At 38.4% G+C, this 19735-nt stretch carries 16 protein-coding genes; 11 read left to right on the top strand and 5 right to left on the bottom strand.

What is annotated here, in order from left to right; all coding sequences use genetic code 11:
* The first annotated feature begins 5 nt into the window (after positions 1-5).
* The 7 genes from walK (at position 6) to rlmH (ending at position 6935) form a co-directional block, all read left to right on the top strand.
* Positions 6-1913 carry a cell wall metabolism sensor histidine kinase WalK gene (gene walK, locus N178_RS18180; protein WP_045293916.1) on the top strand — a complete coding sequence of 636 codons (1908 nt, stop codon included), beginning with the start codon at positions 6-8 and terminating at the stop codon, positions 1911-1913.
* Positions 1904-3271: a YycH family regulatory protein gene (locus tag N178_RS18175; RefSeq protein ID WP_028411920.1), complete on the top strand. Its 1368-nt coding sequence runs from the start codon at positions 1904-1906 to the stop codon at positions 3269-3271. The genes walK and N178_RS18175 overlap by 10 nt, the downstream gene beginning before the upstream one ends.
* Positions 3258-4037, top strand: coding sequence for a two-component system regulatory protein YycI (locus N178_RS18170; protein ID WP_045293915.1), 780 nt, complete (start codon positions 3258-3260; stop codon positions 4035-4037). The genes N178_RS18175 and N178_RS18170 overlap by 14 nt, the downstream gene beginning before the upstream one ends.
* Positions 4038-4055: 18 nt before the next feature.
* Positions 4056-4850: an MBL fold metallo-hydrolase gene (locus N178_RS18165; protein ID WP_014457688.1), complete on the top strand. Its 795-nt coding sequence runs from the start codon at positions 4056-4058 to the stop codon at positions 4848-4850.
* A 57-nt stretch (positions 4851-4907) separates the two neighbouring features.
* Positions 4908-6140 carry a S1C family serine protease gene (locus N178_RS18160; protein ID WP_013059902.1) on the top strand — a complete coding sequence of 411 codons (1233 nt, stop codon included), beginning with the start codon at positions 4908-4910 and terminating at the stop codon, positions 6138-6140.
* Positions 6141-6213: 73 nt separating this feature from the next.
* The gene (locus tag N178_RS26115; protein WP_080890215.1) at positions 6214-6372 is read left to right on the top strand and encodes a CxxH/CxxC protein; all 159 of its coding nucleotides are present in this window, start codon (positions 6214-6216) and stop codon (positions 6370-6372) included.
* Between the two features lie 83 nt (positions 6373-6455).
* The gene (rlmH, locus tag N178_RS18155) at positions 6456-6935 is read left to right on the top strand and encodes a 23S rRNA (pseudouridine(1915)-N(3))-methyltransferase RlmH (RefSeq protein ID WP_045293914.1); all 480 of its coding nucleotides are present in this window, start codon (positions 6456-6458) and stop codon (positions 6933-6935) included.
* Between the two features lie 135 nt (positions 6936-7070).
* Here rlmH and N178_RS18150 read toward each other — a convergent pair whose 3' ends face one another.
* Positions 7071-8069 carry a tRNA dihydrouridine synthase gene (locus N178_RS18150; protein WP_028411924.1) on the bottom strand — a complete coding sequence of 333 codons (999 nt, stop codon included), beginning with the start codon at positions 8067-8069 and terminating at the stop codon, positions 7071-7073.
* 393 nt (positions 8070-8462) lie between these two features.
* A complete protein-coding gene (locus N178_RS18145) occupies positions 8463-10361 on the bottom strand; it encodes a PhoX family protein (RefSeq protein WP_045293913.1) in 1899 nt (632 codons plus the stop codon).
* 381 nt (positions 10362-10742) lie between these two features.
* On the opposite strand from N178_RS18145, the gene N178_RS18140 reads away from it, so the two are divergent.
* Positions 10743-11585, top strand: coding sequence for a PepSY domain-containing protein (locus N178_RS18140; RefSeq protein WP_045293912.1), 843 nt, complete (start codon positions 10743-10745; stop codon positions 11583-11585).
* A 40-nt stretch (positions 11586-11625) separates the two neighbouring features.
* Here N178_RS18140 and N178_RS18135 read toward each other — a convergent pair whose 3' ends face one another.
* Together N178_RS18135 and N178_RS18130 are read right to left on the bottom strand one after the other, a co-directional pair.
* On the bottom strand, positions 11626-13071 hold the full coding sequence (locus tag N178_RS18135) for a sensor histidine kinase (protein ID WP_045293911.1): 1446 nt from the start codon (positions 13069-13071) through the stop codon (positions 11626-11628).
* Positions 13068-13751: a response regulator transcription factor gene (locus N178_RS18130; protein ID WP_045293923.1), complete on the bottom strand. Its 684-nt coding sequence runs from the start codon at positions 13749-13751 to the stop codon at positions 13068-13070. The genes N178_RS18135 and N178_RS18130 overlap by 4 nt, the downstream gene beginning before the upstream one ends.
* A gap of 233 nt (positions 13752-13984) precedes the next feature.
* Between N178_RS18130 and N178_RS18125 the strand changes: the two genes are divergently transcribed.
* The 3 genes from N178_RS18125 to N178_RS18115 all read left to right on the top strand — a co-directional run bounded on the left by N178_RS18125 (position 13985) and on the right by N178_RS18115 (position 18119).
* Positions 13985-15022, top strand: a complete 1038-nt coding sequence (locus N178_RS18125) for a PepSY domain-containing protein (protein ID WP_045293910.1) — start codon at positions 13985-13987, stop codon at positions 15020-15022.
* Between the two features lie 186 nt (positions 15023-15208).
* Positions 15209-16408: a class I SAM-dependent rRNA methyltransferase gene (locus tag N178_RS18120; protein WP_045293909.1), complete on the top strand. Its 1200-nt coding sequence runs from the start codon at positions 15209-15211 to the stop codon at positions 16406-16408.
* 277 nt (positions 16409-16685) lie between these two features.
* The gene (locus tag N178_RS18115; RefSeq protein WP_045293908.1) at positions 16686-18119 is read left to right on the top strand and encodes an anion permease; all 1434 of its coding nucleotides are present in this window, start codon (positions 16686-16688) and stop codon (positions 18117-18119) included.
* 27 nt (positions 18120-18146) lie between these two features.
* Here N178_RS18115 and N178_RS18110 read toward each other — a convergent pair whose 3' ends face one another.
* On the bottom strand, positions 18147-19598 hold the full coding sequence (locus N178_RS18110) for an alpha-amylase (RefSeq protein WP_045293907.1): 1452 nt from the start codon (positions 19596-19598) through the stop codon (positions 18147-18149).
* Between the last annotated feature and the right edge of the window lie 137 nt (positions 19599-19735).

The following is a 19735-nucleotide window of genomic DNA, read 5'->3' as shown; positions in this document are numbered from 1 at the left end:
TTTAGATGAAGAAAGTAAGGCTCCTGCAATCTATTCATTTAAAGTTTGTATTGATTTATGTGCTGCTCATTTTAATTGCAATGCAAATTATTGGGGTCTATTTTGCACGACAATTAGAAAAGGAATTAGTTAACAACTTTCGAACGTCTCTTCAAGAGCGGACGGACTTGCTGACGTATAATATTGGACAAGAAATGGTGAAAAATCGTGATGATGATTCACCCACTCTTGAGGAAGACTTAAAGACTATTTTACGAGATTTTGCTTCAAGACCCAATTTAGCTTCAAATGATATGAATGACATCTCTGAAGTAAGAGTCATTGACCAAAATAGAAGAATCATTGCTACATCGAACTCAAATCCTCAACAGATTATAGGTAAAAAGACTAATGATTTAGCGATTACAAATGCGTTGTTAGCAGGAACGAACTCTGATAATGTATTTGTTGATCAAAGCGGACAGCGAATCAGAGTTATGATACAGCCTATTCGTTTACAGGATAAAGTAGGTGCCAGTCAATCAAATTCCGCTAATAAAAATGGAAAAGTTCAGTCTAGCGAAGAAATCTTAGGTGCTATTTACTTAACAGCTTCCATGGAGCCTGTTTACGATCAAATGAGTAATATCAATCAGATCTTTAAGGCAGGTACGGTGATTGCTCTTTTTATCACAGCTATTTTAGGCGTGTTTTTAGCTCAGACAATTACTCGTCCAATGTCTGAAATGAGAAAACAAGCACTTGAGATGGCCAAAGGGAACTTCACGAGAAAAGCTAAGGTATACGGGTATGATGAAATTGGTCAGCTAGCTCTCACATTCAACAACTTAACAAGAAAGCTTCAAGAAGCACAGGCAACGACAGAAGGGGAGCGCCGTAAGCTTAGTTCGGTATTAGCTCATATGACGGACGGCGTTATTGCGACGGATCGAAAGGGAAGAGTAATTTTAATTAATGATCCAGCCGCAGCTATGCTAAATGTTTCACGTGAAACGGTTTTGTCTGACCCAGTTGTTTCCCTATTAGATCTTGAAGAAACGCATACGTTTGAAAGCTTGCTCGCTAATCAAGAGTCATTAATTTTGGACTTTAGTACAAAATCGGATCCTTTTATTTTACGAGCTACCATTTCCGCTATTCAAAAAGAGACCGGTTTTATTAACGGGATTATCATTGTCTTGCATGACATTACAGAGCAGGAGAAAATTGATCAAGATCGCCGAGAATTTGTAGCGAATGTTTCACATGAATTGCGTACGCCGTTAACAACAATGCGCAGTTATTTAGATGCGCTTGCAGACGGAGCTTGGCAAGATAAGGACTTAGCTCCAACATTTTTAAATGTAACGCAAACGGAAACAGAGCGAATGATTCGTCTCGTTAACGACTTGCTTCAATTATCTAAGCTAGATAGCCAAGATTACCGATTTAGTCGTGACCCAATCAATTTTGTGAAGTTCTATCATTACATTATTGATCGCTTTGAAATGACAATTGAACAAGGTATTTCGTTCGTGCGCGACTTACCAAATGAAGCAATCTATGTCGCTATCGATCAAGATAAAATTACACAAGTATTAGATAACATTATTTCCAATGCAATAAAATATTCACCTGAAGGCGGAACCATTACATTTTCAATTGCTCAGCATACGCATGAAATTGTTGTGAGCATTAAAGACCAAGGTATGGGAATTCCAAAATCAAATTTAGCTAAAATTTTTGAACGCTTCTATCGTGTAGATAAAGCACGAACGCGTAAATTAGGCGGAACAGGATTAGGGCTTGCTATTGCCAAGGAAATTATTGAAGCACATGATGGACGCATTTGGGCAGATAGTCAGGAAGGAAAAGGAACAACGATTTACTTTACTCTTCCGATTGAAAGTGAGAATGATGACGAATGGGAATGAGATATGAACATATCAAAACGGCCATCTTAGTTGTTCTCGTCGCTTCCAGTTTAATTATGACGTATCATATATGGACGTATCAGCCTTCTTATAAGGTCATTTCAAAAAATCAACATTTGCAGGAAGTTGAAGTGAGTTCAAAAAGTAAAATAGAAGATCATATTCTTCCAACAGAAGTTCTCTATCATCGAAACGATAATCACTACATGTCTCACGACGAAGATGATGTAAACAAATGGGTAAATGAAATGAAAAAGTGGAAGTTTTCGAATGTGACGGACGTTTCGGATGCTATTTCTCCTGATGGATTTTTAAATTATGTCCATGGAAGTAATTCTATTGAAGTGTTGTATCCAGATGCGCTACCATTAAAAACATTTCAACAGCTTTTTTCATTTTCTCAAACTTCTTTGCCTAATCAAACATTTGACCGTGTACTCATTAAAATTAAGCGTACACCTTCCTTTTTCGTGAGCGTGTATCTTGTGAATTATGAGCAAAAAAAGATTTATTCGGTTACAGTCAAGAATTTGGCCAAAGATGATATCAAAGAATTAGAAGATAAAATGAAGCGTACGTATGCCCCGAGTCTTGTATATAAAGAAAACAAAAATCGGTATATCTTCCTTCCGGAAAATAATATTACGATGAATAGTGAAGTCTACTATACGAGCATGAGGCATTTAGATATTGAAAAATATAAAGAAGCGCTTTTTAACAACCCAGACTATGCACGGAAAGAAACGTCTACAAACCGGGATGTCTACACCGAAGGTACAAAAGTGATTAATGTCAATACGAAGACAGATGTGATGGAATATGTGAATCTTGTAAATTCCACGACCGAGGTAATGGAAGATTATAATTTGATAAATCGCAGCTTTAGCTTCGTTAATGACCATGGCGGCTGGACAGAATCTAATTACAGATTCAACAGCTGGAATCGCATTACAAAAGAAATTAGCTATCGTTATTATAAAGATAACTATCCCGTGTACAGCAATCAGGGAATGACTGAAATATATCAGAGATGGGGAAATGCGGAGATTTTAAATTACCGTCGTCCTCTTTATCGTTTTGTAAGAGTACAGGACTCCAGTGTAGAAAAGCTGCAGTCATCTCAAAAGGTGATTCAATTAATTGAAAAACATCAAAATTTTGACCCGAATCTGTTAAAAGATATTTCAATAGGCTATCAGCTAGAAGAAGTCTCACAGCAGCCGAAAACCGGTGAAAAGACGGTTGAATTTAATTCTAATTCTGTCAAACTCGTTCCTTCTTGGTTCTATTATTATAATAGCAAATGGTATCGAATTGCACCGCCGACCGAAGGAGGCGATAACGATGGATTGGAATAGAACAAAAACCATCTTTATTTTCACTTTCTTGATTCTTAATATCTACTTAGGCTATCAGATTTTTAAAACCCATCAAGAAGATCAGTACTCTCTATTTGTAGAGTCGAGCGTTGAAGAACAATTAACGAGTGAAGGCATTGAATACAAACATTTAGCTAAAGATGTGAAGGAAGCTTCGTCGTTAAATGCTAAAAGCAAACTGTTTAAAGATGAAGATTTAAAAAAGCTTAAAGAACAAAAAGCAGCGCTGCTTGAGGAAAAAACAATTCGAAGCGTATTAGACAAACCTTTTTCAGTGCCTGAGAAAAGCCCCGAAGCAAAGCTAAGTCAATTTCTAAAACGGTATGTGCTCTCGGGTAAGGATTATGAGCTATGGAATGTTAACAAGGAGAAAAACACAGTTACATTCTTTCAACAATATAAGAAGCATAAAATCTATGACAATGAAAATGGCATGATCATTGCTCATTTAAATGATAAAGGCGAAATTGTTTCATATGAACAAACGATGCTAGGTTCTGTGAAAACGTTGGATGATGAGCAGGATGTTTTAACGCCTTTAAAAGCATTGGAAAATTTGTTTTTGAAGGGTGAATTGAAAAAGAAAGATTCTGTAACAAAAGTAGAGTTTGGGTACTATACGTTTGATCTGCCGTTACTAAATTCTCAAGTTTTAGCACCAACTTGGCACATCGTTGTAAATGGAGATACAAGTTATTTTGTAAATGCCTTTGAAGGGCAGATTATTAAAAAAGGAAATAAATAAGTATTTGGAGTGAGATAAATGAGCCTGCATTTCAGCGTGCTAGCGAGTGGGAGCACAGGAAATGCGATTTTAGTAAGTGATGGAGAACATTCCTTACTAGTTGATGCAGGGCTGAGCGGAAAGCAAATGGAAGCTCTCTTTCAACAAGTAAATCGCAATATCCCGGATTTATCAGGAATTTTAGTGACTCACGAACATAGTGACCATATTAAAGGACTAGGTGTTCTGGCACGTAAATATAAGCTCCCTATTTTCGCAAATGAAAAAACGTGGAACGCAATGGATGGCTTGATCGGCAACATTGATACGGAACAGAAGTTTCACTTTGAAATTGGCCAAACGAAATCGTTTGGTCAATTGGAAGTGGAGTCTTTTGGCGTTTCGCATGATGCTGCAGAGCCTATGTTTTATGTCTTTCATCAAGGGTCTAAAAAATTAACCCTTATTACGGATACCGGCTATGTAAGTGATCGCATGAAAGGTACGATTAAAAATAGCGATATGTACGTATTTGAAAGCAATCATGATGTTGAAATGCTGAGAATGGGGCGCTACCCTTGGAGCATTAAAAGACGAATTCTAAGCGACGTGGGACACGTATCAAATGAAGACGCGGCGCTTGCAATGGCAGATGTGATTGGAGATCAAACCAAACGCATTTACTTGGCGCATTTGAGTCAAGACAATAACATGAAGGAAATTGCCCGCATGTCGGTTGCACAAGTGTTACAACAAAAAGACATCAATGTAGAGGACAATATTCTCCTATGTGATACTGATCCAAAAAGACCAACTGATATTGTTTATGTATAGTCTCTAGAAAGGAAGCGAAAAATAACTTCATTTAGTACGTGAATGCAGACATTCACGATGATAAATGAAGGGTTCGGTGATAGTGTGGAACATTATGATGAAGGCCAAGAGCCGAATAGTCGGCCGCCTAAACGCCGCAGAGGATATTTCGCTTCTGCTCTCATTGGAGCTATTATAGGTGCACTTATTGTACTGCTTCTTATGCCAGCCTTGGTGAGGAACGGGATTTTGCCAGATGGATGGATGACGGATGAAAATAGAGATGAACAAACAGGATCTACCATTCAAAAGTCAGTATCTCTTGACGTCACTACGGCCGTCACAAAAGCTGTTTCTGAAGCCAATGCAGCAGTTGTAGGAGTTGTAAACATTCAGAACTCTGAAAGCTTTTGGAATGATGAACGAACTGATGCTGGGACGGGCTCAGGTGTTATTTACAAAAAGCAGGGCAATAAAGCTTATATTGTGACAAACTATCATGTCATTAAAGGCGCTAACGAAATTGAAGTGAGCTTCAGTAACGGTACAAGGGTATCAGCTAAAATTCTTGGCAGTGATGATTTAATGGACTTAGCAGTTCTTGAAATTGATGCAGGTCACGTGACAAAAGTGGCTACCTTCGGAAATTCTGATAAGCTTAAAGCTGGTGAACCAGTGATTGCTATCGGAAACCCGCTAGGCCTTCAATTTTCTGGATCCGTTACACAAGGAGTTGTCTCAGGAGTTAATCGTGTCATTCCTCAAGATTTGAATGGCGATGGAAATCCTGATTGGCAATCAGAAGTCATTCAAACAGATGCAGCCATTAACCCTGGTAATAGCGGGGGTGCTCTTGTTAACATTGATGGTGAATTAATAGGCATTAATTCCATGAAAATTGCCCAAGAAGCAGTAGAAGGCATTGGTCTTGCGATCCCAATTAACATGGCTAGGCCCATTATTAATGACTTAGAACGATATGGAGAAGTCAGACGTCCGTATCTTGGAGTTAGTACACTATCATTAAGTGAGGTATCAGGGTATCATTTAAAAGAAACTCTTAAGTTACCGCATGATGTAGTAAACGGAGTCGCTGTTCTAAAAGTCGAACCAGGTTCGCCAGCCGCTAAAGCTGGGTTGAAGGAATATGATGTGATTGTTGAGCTAGATCACAGCAAAGTAAGGGATATTGCGACACTTCGCAAACACCTCTACATTGAAAAAGAAATTGGCGATAAAATGAATGTAACGTTCTATCGTGATGGCAAAAAGAAATCCACAGAAGTAAAATTAACGCGTCAAATGAAGTAAAAGAAAAGTTATCCACAGGGGATAAACTCCTGTGGTTTTTTAATGAAAAGAATAGAGAAAGGAAGATAAATACATGAAGATATATTGCTGTTTAGAACACACAGAACTAGCGCTGGATGTAATGGTAGATGAGATTGAGCTAGCACCGGTTTTTGAAAAAATAGAAAACTCAACTGACAAAAAAGGCTGCGAATATTGTGACAATGAAGCTGTATATGTAGTAGGGAACTAATATTCTTATACAAAATGTGGATATAACATGTGGATATGTGGATAATATCTGTGGATAAGAGATAAAGGAGAGGAGAACAGCCTGTGAATATCTCTATTATAACCATTGGGAAGTTAAAAGAAAAATACTTAAAACAAGGCATTGAAGAATATTTAAAGCGTTTATCAAGCTATGCAAAAGTAGAAATTATTGAGCTTGCAGATGAAAAAGCGCCCGAAAACTTAAGTGAATCTGAAATGGAACAGGTGAAACAAAAAGAAGGAGAGCGCATCTTAGCGAAAATCTCAGATGATACTCACGTGATCGCATTAGCTATCAACGGAAAACAAAAATCTTCCGAGGAACTGGCAAAAGAAATCGATTCATTAGCTACTTACGGAAAAAGTAAAGTAGCGTTTATCATTGGCGGATCGCTTGGCTTAAGCAGCGAAGTAATGAAACGTTCAAATGCAGCTCTTTCTTTTTCAAAAATGACCTTTCCTCATCAGCTTATGCGCCTAGTATTAGTAGAACAGATTTACCGAGCTTTTCGTATTATTCGAAATGAACCGTATCATAAATAGAACGTGTGGATATTTTTTCATTAAAAGCAGAGGCAGAAGGAAATGTGAAACCTTCTGCCTCTGCTTTTATCATATGTGGATAAATAGCACACCTCTATAAAAAGAACAATTGAGTTTGAGCAAACGAGCTCTTATTTAAGAAACAGAAAAACCTTCGTCTTCTTTCACTCCAGCTCTGTCTTTAAACTCATCAAGTAACGCACGCACTTCATCAGTCGTTTCCGTGCTCATCAGGAGATTTCTTAATTCACTTGCACCGCGGAACCCACGAACGTAAATTTTGAAAAAGCGTCGAAGCGGTTTGAAAGGGCGCGGCTCTAGTTCTTCAGAATATTTGTCATGAAGGTCTAGCTGCAGGCGAAGAAGTTCTAATAGCTCTTCGCTTGTGTGCTCTTTCTTTTCTTTTTCAAACGCAAACGGATTATGGAAAATTCCGCGTCCAATCATGATTCCATCAACGCCGTACTTCTCCGCAAGCTCAAGACCTTTTTGGCGGTCAGGAATATCACCGTTAATTGTTAGTAGCGTATGAGGCGCAATTTCGTCACGAAGCTTCTTGATCTCCGGAATTAACTCCCAGTGCGCGTCAACATCGCTCATTTCTTTTTTCGTACGAAGGTGAATAGAAAGGTTCACGATATCCTGTTCGAGAATGTGCTTCAGCCATTCATACCACTCGTCAACTTGAGTATAGCCAAGACGAGTCTTTACGCTTACTGGAAGCCCTCCAGCTTTGGCTGCCTGGATAATCTCAGCCGCAGTATCTGGACGGCGAATCAAACCAGAACCTTTTCCGTTTCCTGCAACGTTCTGTACAGGGCAGCCCATATTAATATCAATGCCGCGAAAGCCCATTTCGGCCATGCCAATACTCATTTGACGGAAGTATTCAGGTTTATCTCCCCAAATATGCGCAACGATTGGCTGTTCATCATCTGTAAACGTCAAACGTCCTTTTACGCTATCTTTTCCTTTCGGATGGCAGTAGCTTTCCGTGTTTGTAAACTCTGTAAAAAATACGTCAGGTCGTGCTGCTTCAGTCACAACATGGCGAAAAACGACATCCGTCACAGCTTCCATCGGTGCCAAAATAAAAAACGGACGCGGCAACTCATGCCAAAAATTATCTTTCATCTTATATCTAAACCCTTTCTTTTAGGGAAAACATATTCCCAAAATTAAAAAGTGTAATTTCTTTTATAAGGTTGAATGCTAGTATAAACTTCAACCAATATATACTTTAATGGTATGGAACGAAAAGTGCAAGGGAACGAGACATTTTGTTTGGCTGGAAATACTTATTGAAACGAATTCTATATCTAGTATTAGTGGGGGATAAGCGAGCCTGAAGGGATATACCGGATACTTACCAATAAATATGCTAACGCGTTTGGGGCTAGGCACTTTCTTTAAGGATATTATAAAGTATTCACCATAATTATGGTTGCGATAAGCGGTTTTATCAATAACTTCTACTATATAAAAACCACGTCTGTCACTGCACAACAGACGTGGCTTCATTACGTATTAATGCTTTTTGTAAGGAGCCCCGTCCTTAGAAGGCAGTCCAGAAATGTATCCGACACCACCTGTTTCTTGAATGCCAATGCTTTCTTTCATTGCGTTAGCTAACTCTTCTTTATCAACAGCGGTAATATTTTTGTCACTGATGTCCTCGCCTGGGTGCTGATAGTTGCTTAGTACGTAGCGAGAGTTTTTAATGTTTTCTACTGCACGAAGTCCTGTTGCTTCTGCTCCCACTGGAACTGAAAGAATGCGTGATAGTTTTTTTGTTTTCACATTATAAGCCCATACGAAGTTGTTTGTATGCAGTGAGCTGTCTTCTCCGATAAACAGTGTATTTAAGTCGTTTGAATAAGTAAGGTTATCAGGGTTGGCAATTTTATTTGGATCCGCTGTATTGCCATAGGCATCTGCTTTTTCTAGGTCTTGTCCAATCAGCAGTCCTTCCATACTTGCAGGAACGTAGCCGCTGTTAATCTTGCCTTTTGCTTGGTCTTTTTGATGCGAGCCTAAGTTCAGCTGGTAGGTCACACCAGACTCTAATTTTGGAAGCTGAATATCATCTTGTACCGCACCAGGCTCTTTTAGCATAGCACTATTTTGGTAAGAAATAGCCATATACGCTTTTTTATCTTTTTTGTTAACCGTTAGTCCTTCCATTTTGTTAAATTCAGACGTGGCACCTAAAATCGCACCGTATCTGCGTGATTCTAAAAAGGCAGCTGCTTTTTCCATGCCAGGCTTTACTTTTAAATATTCAACTTTTTTACTTGCGGCGGTTTTGACTGCTTTAAATCCTTTTGTAGGCTGATCAGCTGTTTCAAAAATATCACTAAATTTTGTGCTTTTGTCAATAATTGCTTTCACTTCATTGTCTGTTGCATGGCCAAGCTTGATCCACTGAAGGTCGCCTTTACCTCCATTTTTTGTGCTCGTTTGTTTAAACTTTGCAGCATAAAGCGTTCCTGCTGAGAAGTCTTTTTCCTTATCTGCTACATACATAAACATCATAGTATTAGACCCATCGTCTCCAAAAAGAGCGGTTTTATTATCTGGAAGTACCTGCATCATTTCGTGTGAAAAACGACCTGTGCTGTAATGTTTTACGACGGACGCATGGCCGCTTTCATCCACTGAAATTTCTGGAATCCAGCCGTAGTAGTAAGGATTTGCTTTTGACGTGTCACCGAAATAAAGTTTGGCGAAGTTTGTGACGTCTTTATAAGAGCTAGATGAAGGGTCTTCAAAAGCGCGTGCATCTGGCTCGTACTCTTCTGAACCGAGGTGAGTCCCCCAATCGGTTGTCGAACCATTACATGGTGTCCACAAACCATTTACATTTGAAAAATCAATTTTTTTAGCATGGTTGACAGTTAGTTTTCCTGTTTTATCATCTCGATCAACTTGTGTAAGCGTCATGGAAGCAGGAAGACCGGAAATCTCTTTTCCAGCATTATTAACAGATTCATATTCATAATGTGAAATAATATAAGACTTACCGTTGATGGTGATAAAGCTGTTTGAATCCGGTGCGTCCGATACGTATGGTGATGGCTGATCAGGAACGCTTCGGTCAATAATTGGATCGCCGTTTGCATCGATTGGTGTACCAGCGGCGATTAATTCCCCTTTATTATCGACAATTTTATCTTTTGAAAGAAAGAGCTGGTTATAGTTAAGCGGTGTTTCTTCCACACTTCCATCTTTATACGTTACTTTTACAGAGGCTTCTGTATACGTTTTAATCATATTTTCAATCGTCGTAGGTGCTTTCATTGGCTGAAACTCGACGCTTTTTATTTGTTTCGGATGTTGAACTGGATGATGCTCTGCTGCAAAAGCAGAAGCGGCGCTAGAAGCTAAGAGAGTGAGAGATAGTCCAAGGGATACTCGTTTTTTCATGGTTGATAACCTCCAAATCGTATTCATATACTTATTAAATCATTTGATTGTTGAGGAAATATAAAGAGAAGCGCTGGATTTGTTGAGCTGTTGTTAAGAACGTTGAACATTTAGATGACAAGTTTAACTAGAAGTTATTCAGCTATCTTTCAGAATTTATTCAGATAGTATTCAGCTGGGCTTCATAGTGAATTCATGTTCCGCTCTTACAATAAACACATAGCTAAAGAGGACAAGAAGCGCTTTGGCTCGTACAGCAACAGTGAAAGGTATTTTAGCAGAAAAAAACGTTACTCCAATGGCGCTATTTTGATAAATGACCGCTGCTAAAACCTTTAGCTTGAGCTGTAAATACATTGAAAATTACGCGGAGGTATAATCATGATTGGAAAAGTATTAGCAGGAAAAGCAGTAGTAGCAAAAGCCGTGGGAGGTGCCACAATTGGAACAGCTATCGCTCTTGGATCAATGACAAGTGCATTTGCTTCAGACGGCCAGCACATTACTTCAACAAAAGCGTCGGCTCATACCGAAGCGGCAACATATACACAAGCTCAAGCAAAAGCAATTGCCTTAAAGAACTGCGGAGGAACGGTTCAATCGGTTTCTTTTGAAAATAATGCCTATACGTTTTTAATTCACGGACAAGATAATCAAGATCACCACGTAAAAGTAAATGCACACAGCGGAAAAGTGGTAAAGGTTGAAAAACTATCTTTTTCTCGAAGTGAGGCACAAGCAGTAGCGTTGAAAAACTGTGGAGGAACAGTTAAGTCAGTAGGCTTCAATGATGGAGTGTATACGTTCTTAATTCATGGGAAAGATAGCCGCGATCATCACGTGAAAGTGAACGCAAAAAGTGGAAAAGTGATTCAAATTCAAAGCGCTGCATTTACAAAAGCACAGGTTCAAACGATCGCATTAAAAAATTGCAGCGGAACGATTCAGTCTAGTTCATACGCAAATGATGTATACACATTTTTAATTCACGGAAAAGATAACAAAGATCACCATGTGAAAATAAACGCTGAAACAGGCAAAGTAATCAAAGTCGAAGCGGTAAAGTTTACGCAAGAACAAGCTAAACAAGCTGCTCTTCAACAGCACAAAGGAACGGTTCAATCTGTTTCATTCAGTGAACAAGCGTACACGTTTGTGATCAAAGGAACAGACAATATAAAACATACTGTAAAAATCAGCCCTCAAACAGGAAAAGTATGCTGATTTGATAAAAAAGACGATTGCTTCACGGCAATCGTCTTTTTTACGTCAAGGGCAATACGATTTGAAAAGCAGTTCCTGCATTCAATTTGCTTTCTACACGTATTTTTCCCCCGTGCAGCTCTATAATAGATGCGCTGATGGCCAAGCCTAAGCCCGCTCCTCCATATGCTCGAGAGCGTGAAGCATCAGCTTTGTAAAATCGTTCAAATAAATGAGGAAGGTGCTCTTGAGGAATGCCATGACCGTTATCTAGTATTGTTAATGAAAGTTCTTTCTCATTTGTTTTCCCTATCACTTGAATAACTCCTGTATTTGGGTTCGTATGCTGTACCGCATTGGAAAATAAGTTTAAAATAACTTGTTTAAATTGATCTTTGTTAATTTCTGATGGTAAACGGCTTGGGAAGTCGAATAAAACGTTTCTGTTCCCAGCCAATAGCATTAATTGAGGTTTCATATCTAAAATTAATTCATCTACAAAACAGCACTCTTTTTGAAACGGGGGAAGTTGATCAAGCTGAGCAAGAAGCAGAAGATCCTGAATCAGTTTGCGCAACCTTTTAGACTCCCCATACATACTTTTTAATGCGTCGTTTAACTGTTCAGGATTACTGCTAGCCCCTCTTAGTAAAACTTCTAAAAAGCCATGAATGGATGTAAGCGGCGTTCGCAGTTCATGAGAAGCGTCCGCAACAAAACGTCGCATTTGTTCTTTGGCCTCTGTTTCAGCTTTAAATGCTTTTTCAAGACGCTCAAGCATTTCGTTAATAGAAAGAGAAAGACGGTCCATTTCAATTTGCCCTTGATTAACGGGTAAGCGGTCATGTAAGCTTCCGGCATTTATATGCTCCACTTTTTTAGTAGTAGTAAATAAAGGGATTAACGTCCGTTTTAAAACAGAAGAAAAAACAAAAAAAGCAATGGTCATTGCAGTAAGTGAAAGCATTAAAAAGATCATCATTTGTCTGATTAACAAATCTCTCAGTGATTCTGTTGGAGTATTGATTTGGATAACGCCCTGTATTTCTCCATCAAAGACAATGGGTTTTAAAACAATAACTTGCTCTTGATGACCATCGATTTTTTTGACGATGCTCATCGTGTTTTCCGGCTGGTTGATGTTTTTCATTACTTGTTTGTATGTAGATGCGGAAAGCCTAGGAAAGTATGAGTGATGTGGATCCTTAGCCAACCTTAGAAAGGTAATCTTTTGATTAATAAAGGTAATATTAACACCCGGGAAATAAACCATTGGTCTTGATTTTTTTACATTCTGGCTTGTTTCAATATCATGCTTCCAGACATCATCAGGAATCAAGTGAATTTGATCCTCGATGCTTCTAATTTTGTTTGTGTAGATAAATTGCTTCATGAACACGTATTGAAACAAGCCTATCAGTATCAGTAAACTCAAAATAACAAGCAAACTTCTGAATAAGAGCTGAAGGCGAAGAGAGTTCAGTGGAAAGAACCGTTTGTACTTCATGAAATATCAATCCGATACCCTACACCGCGAAGCGTTCGAATAACGGTTCGGCTATGGTCCTGTAATTTTTCTCTCAGTGATCGAATGTATACTTCTACAATGTTTTCTTCTCCTCCAAAATCATACCCCCACACTCGATCTAAAATGGTGGATTTACTTAGTACGAGACCGTGATTAATAACCAAGAATTTTAAGAGTGCATATTCAGTAGGGGATAAATCAAGTATGTGATTAAGGTATTTAATTTCTTTGCGGCGGTCATCAATTTTAAATGGACCGATTGATACTTCGTCTAATAAGTTTGGAAATTGATTGCGGATTCTAGCTTGAATGCGCGCAAGAAGTTCTTCAAAACTAAAAGGTTTAACCATATAATCATCTGCTCCGATGGTCAGCCCCTTTACTCGATCGTCTACTTGATCTTTTGCTGTTAGCATGATGACAGCGATATTCCCCATTTTCTTCAACAAGCGGCATACTTCAAATCCATCCATTCCCGGAAGCATAACATCTACAATAGCGATATGAGGCTTGAATTCTTTGGCTATATTAATTCCTTCAATTCCGTCTTGGGCAGCTTTGATATCAAATCCTTCATTCGTTAAACCTAAAGATAAAAACTGTAAAATAGTTGGTTCGTCATCTATAAGCAAGACTTTAATTCCTTTTAGTTGATCCATCATGGTGAAAACTCCTTTGCTCCTCTACTTTCTATTATGCTTTTTTATCTGAAACAGCACTGAATAATAGCTGAAAGCCAGCTGAAAAATAGTAGCTATTCTTATATCTTCAGCTAACTTTAAGCTTCTATTCGTCTTATTCTCAGAAATCTTTTGCATAATGAACGGCGTACTAGATAAAACACCATAAATTGGACGGAAAGTCTAATGGTGAAAGAGGAGGAAATTTAAAGATGATTAAATGGGCAAAAGTATTGTCTACATCTGCTTTAGGAACTGCAATTGCATTTAGCTCTATTACAACGAGTCACGCTGCAGAAATGAAGACAGCGAAAGCAGAGACAACTGAACATGTGAGTATCTCGCAAGCTCAGGCGAAAGGTATTGCTTTGCAAGATTGCGACGGGACGGTCACATCTACGGAATTTAAGCAGGAATCAAGTGTGTATGTAATTACCATTGTAACGAATAACCTGGAGCAAAGAATCGTAGAAGTAAGTGCGAGCACTGGAAAAGTAGTAAAGAAGCAAGAAGTGAAGCTATGGACACAAAATCAAGTGAAAGAATCTGTTTCTAAGAACTATAAAGGAGCCATTCAATCTATTATATTTAACAAAGAAATGCTTGAATATAATGTTATTGTAGTAGATGGCAAAGTAGAATATACGCTAACCATGGATGGTCTAACGGGGAAAGTCATTCATGAAAATAAAAAAGAGCTGCAGCTAATGCCAGAGCAAAAAATAAAAGAAGCAGCTGTCAAACAGTATAGTGGTTACGTATATAGTCTAGAGTTTAAAGAAGCCACTAGTCAGTATATCGCAGTGATTCTTAAAGATGGCACTCAATATACCGTAACGTTAGATGCTTTCACTGGAACAGTAGTTAATACTTCTCAGCAAGAAGTAAAGCTATTAACGAGACAAGATGCAAAAGATCTTGCATTGGCTACATATGCAGGTAAGGTGAAAATGGTAGAATATGATCAAAACACAGCAATTTTCACAGTGAAAGTAATCAAAGGCAATACGGAATACACAGTCAGAATCGATGCGGTTTCGGGTAAAATCACATATGTAAAACAAGATAAGCTTCAGCCGTTAACGGAGAACGCTGTAAAAGTTCTTGCTTTAAAACATCAAGAAGGAAAAGTAGAGCATATTGAGCTTACAACGGAAAACTCAATAACTGTATACGTAGTAACGATAGTGAGCGGAAGCAAGCAGCAGACGCTTAAGTTCGATGCTTATACGGGACAAGAGTGTTCATAACTTTTTATCTTAAAATATACATTTCATTTTTCATTCATATCAAGCAGAGGATGCTTCAAAGCACCCTCTGCTTTTCTATTTTGTAACTGGAAACATCAACGGTTATCTATGTTAAGATAAATGTAGATTATTCTTATAAAATGGATAAAACTAGAATGAACTAAATTAAATAGATAGGGTGTATACATGAGAAAAGAAGTACAAGTTATAGCCAAAGAAGCTTTTATTAAAAAAGTGAACAAAGGTTATCCACTCATTGAAAAAGATGCGCTTGTTGATGGTCATAAACTGCAAGAAGAAGGCGTTATTATTAACTTAGTCACTCCGAAGAATCAATTTTTAGCCAAAGGCTATTATGGAAAGCAAAACAAAGGCTACGGCTGGATTCTGACGAAGAAGAAAAGTGAACAAATTGACGCGGCGTTTTTTGCACGGAAAATTCAGCAAGCGATTGCCTCTCGTCACGATTTTTATGCGTCTGAAGATACAACTGCTTTTCGTGTATTTAATAGTGAAGGTGACGGAATTGGCGGCTTAATCATTGATTATTATGACGGATATTACGTCACGAGTTGGTATAGTGAAGGAATTTATCAATTTAAAGAATCCGTTATTGAAGCTTTAAAGTCTGCGCCTAACTTTAAAGGGCTATACCAGAAAAAACGTTTCAACGTAAAAGGGCAGTATATTGAAGAAGATGATTTTGTCACAGGAAATAAAGGTGAATTCCCTTTAATTGTAAAAGAAAATGGTATTCGTTTTGCTGTTTATTTAAATGACGGAGCGATGGTTGGGGTCTTTTTAGATCAGCGAGACGTCCGTAAAACGATTCGAGATAAATATGCAAAGGGAAAGACCGTCTTAAATATGTTCTCATATACAGGCGCATTTTCAGTGGCGGCCGCTCTTGGAGGAGCTGCGAAAACAACAAGTGTCGACTTAGCCAATCGCAGCTTGGCAAAAACAATTGAGCAATTTAGTGTAAATGGAATTGATCATGAGGCACAGGACATTATTGTAGAAGATGTTTTTAAGTATTTTAAATATGCGGTTAAGAAGAACATGACGTTTGATCTTGTGGTGCTAGATCCGCCGAGCTTTGCTAAATCGAAAAAGCATACGTTTAGTGCGGCAAAAGACTACAAAGATTTATTAAAAGAAGCCATTGCTCTTACAAAGCCAAATGGTGTCATTGTAGCATCTACGAATGCAAGTAATTTTGATATGAAAAAATTTCATTCGTTTATTGAAAAAGCTTTTGATGAAAAAGGGGAACGCTACAAAATGATGGAGCAGTTCTCTCTTCCAGCTGATTTTAAAACAATAAAAGAATTTAAGTCAGGTGATTATCTCAAAGTCGTGTTTATTCAAAAAGTAAATCGCTAAATGCAAGGCTGCATGATGAACTCATGCAGCTTATTTATTGTGATGAAATAACGCTTACAAGCTATTTTGAAGGGAATAAAATGAAGGTGAAAGATAAATATTGTCAATATGTATGATAAAATAATAAAGGAATTATGCTCAACACTTCACAATTTTACAATATCATCCTTAAGAAACGTATTTTTACAATTGTTTTATTTTGAATGGGATAAGATTGGGTACGAAGTGGAAAGAGCATACTACTACTATTATTTAAAAACATGAAAGGAGAAAGATTATGGCTGAAATAACAAAAAAGCCTGCCGGCGAAGTGAAATTTATTCCTTTATTAATTTGTCTGGCAATCGGACTTATTTTATGGTTTATTACACCTCCGTCCGGACTTGATGTAAAGGCTTGGCACTTATTCGCTATTTTTGTGGCTACTATCGTAGGGCTTATCATTAAACCATTGCCATTAGGCAGTGTAGCTATTTTATCTTTAACCATTATTGTATTAACTAATACATTAACACTTGAACAATCGCTCAGCGGTTTTCAAAATACGACGATTTGGTTAATTGTTATTGCATTCTTTATTTCTAGAGGCTTTATTAAGACTGGTCTAGGAACAAGGGTTGCCTATATCTTTGTTCGTTTGTTCGGTAAAAAGACGTTGGGACTATCGTATTCTCTTATCGTAAGTGATTTACTTTTATCACCTGCAATGCCGTCTAATACAGCACGAGCTGGAGGAATTATTCTTCCAATCATTCGTTCTTTATCTGAAACATACGGATCGAGAACTGGAGACGGTACGGAGCGCAGAGTCGGTGCTTTCTTAACAAAAGTATCGTTTCAAGGAGATATGATTACATCCGCTATGTTCGTAACCGCAATGGCGGCCAATCCTCTTGCTGTTAAAATGACGGAACAAATTACAGGCAAGACTATTTCATGGGTTGGCTGGGCAGCGGCTGCAATTGTACCTGGAATTATTAGTTTAATTGTGATTCCGCTTGTTATTTATAAGCTGTATCCCCCAGAATTAAAAGAAACACCGGAAGCATCTGAAATTGCAGTGAAAAAATTAAATGAAATGGGGCCACTAAAGAAGGAAGAATGGTACATGATTGGCGTATTTTTACTTCTTCTTGTGCTTTGGATTTTTGGAGCTAATTTAAATATTAATGCAACAACAACTGCTTTTATTGGTCTATGTACGCTGCTTTTAACACAAGTATTAAGCTGGTCGGACATCAAAAAAGAACAGGGAGCATGGGATACATTAGTCTGGTTTGCTGTTTTGGTTATGATGGCAACTTTCTTAAATGATCTAGGCATGATTCCTTGGTTCAGTGATCTGATGAAAGGCACTGTTAGTCATATGTCTTGGATGACGGCGTTAATTGTACTAGCTATTGCGTATTTTTATTCTCACTACTTTTTTGCCAGTAATACGGCTCACGTCAGCGCTATGTACGCAGCATTTTTATCTGTCATCGTGGCCGCTGGTGCGCCTCCGTTACTGTCAGCATTAATTTTAGCGTTCTTCAGCAATTTATTTGGCTGTTTAACTCACTACGGCAGTGGACCGGCACCGGTGTTCTTCGGTAGTGGATATGTAACGCAGCAAAAATGGTGGTCGCTCGGCTTTTTAATTTCAATTATTCATATTATCATTTGGATTGGAATTGGCGGCTTGTGGTGGAAACTGATAGGTCTATGGTAAAAAACAGTGGCGCAGGCCACTGTTTTTTTATGCTTCAGCCCAAACGGATACAGAGCCGCCATTTACAGGAAAGTGTCCGTAGCCGTCTTCTTCAATCACAACTTGGTCTTCTCGGTTATTTGTGAAGTCGATCCACGTTTGTCCACTTCGGTGTTCGCCGACGAACATTCTCTTTTCGCCATCTTCGCCGTTTGACATCACCACAGCGCATCCAGACTTCTCAAATTCCTCTACACCATGCCTTACCCATCCAATGGTATTCGGGTGATCAAAATAATCGTCTTGCTGGCCGTATGCTTTGTCATACCGCACATGCAAGAGAGCGGAAATATCTTTTTCTTTTCCCTCAATTGGGTGCTCTCCGCCTATCCCAAAATAGTCTCCGTAAAACACACAAGGATAGCCGTCTTCACGAAGTAAAATTAGAGCGTAAGCACTTTGTTTGAACCAATCTTCTACCCAAGATTCTAAAGATTCATTTGGCTGAGAGTCATGGTTATCTACAAATGTGACAACATTCAACGGATGAGTCTTAACCAATGTATCATCAAAAATCGTGGTTAAATCAAAATCTCTTCCCTGCTGAGAGGCTTCATGCAGTTTATAGTGCAGCGATACGTCAAACAAATCGATTTGATAATCAATCACGTCTAGGAATTCCTGACAGGCTGTTAACTCTGGATTCCAAAACTCTCCCACAAAATAAAAGGGCTTTTCTTGAGAAGAGGACAATTCGTGGGCAAACTCTTTAATAAAATCGTGGTTAATATGTTTAATGGCGTCTAATCGATAACCGTCGCACTGCAGAGTGTCTGCTAACCATTTTCCCCATTTGATCATTTCTTCTCGAACTTCAGGATGATCGTAATCAATATTCGCAAACATTAAATAATCGTAGTTGCCAAACTCTTGATCCACATTTTCGTTCCAGCTTTTGTTTTCTCCGGCAATACGAAAAACGCCTTCTTTTCCATTTTTATCATCGTAATCAGTGCCGTTAAAATGATTAAAGTTCCATTTGAAAGAAGAATATTGATCGCCGCGCCCTTCAAATGTAAACTTTGTCCATCCTTCAATTTCAAAAGGTTCAGAAATTTCTTCTGTTCGGTTCATGGGGTCCACTTCAATGACGTGGAACGTTTCTTTTTCATCTGCTGCGGCTTTATGGTTCATTACAACATCCACATAGACATTAATTCCATGATTATGACAGGCATCAATCGCTTCATGCAGCTCTTGTTTGGTTCCATACTTTGTACGAACGGTTCCTTTTTGATCAAATTCGCCAAGATCGTATAAGTCGTAAACGCCGTAGCCATTATCCTCTGATGAAACACCTTTTGTAACCGGGGGAATCCACACGGAATCAATTCCTTGTTCTTTTAGTTGAGGAGCGAGCTCTTTGAGGCGTTTCCAATGCTCACCATCAGCTGGCACATGCCATTCGAAAAATTGCATAATTGTATGATTCCGTTCCAAGTTAAATCATCCTCCTTTTAAATAAAAAGATATAATCGCTCACGGATAGTTCTTTAGAATCAAATGAGGAATTGATTATATTTTTTCTTTTAACGTTCCTGTTATCCCTATTCCTTAAACCTTTTTCAATATATGTC

This window comes from Priestia aryabhattai B8W22, assembly GCF_000956595.1.
Lineage (GTDB): Bacteria > Bacillota > Bacilli > Bacillales > Bacillaceae_H > Priestia > Priestia aryabhattai.
This window is presented reverse-complemented; position numbering and strand designations above follow the sequence as displayed.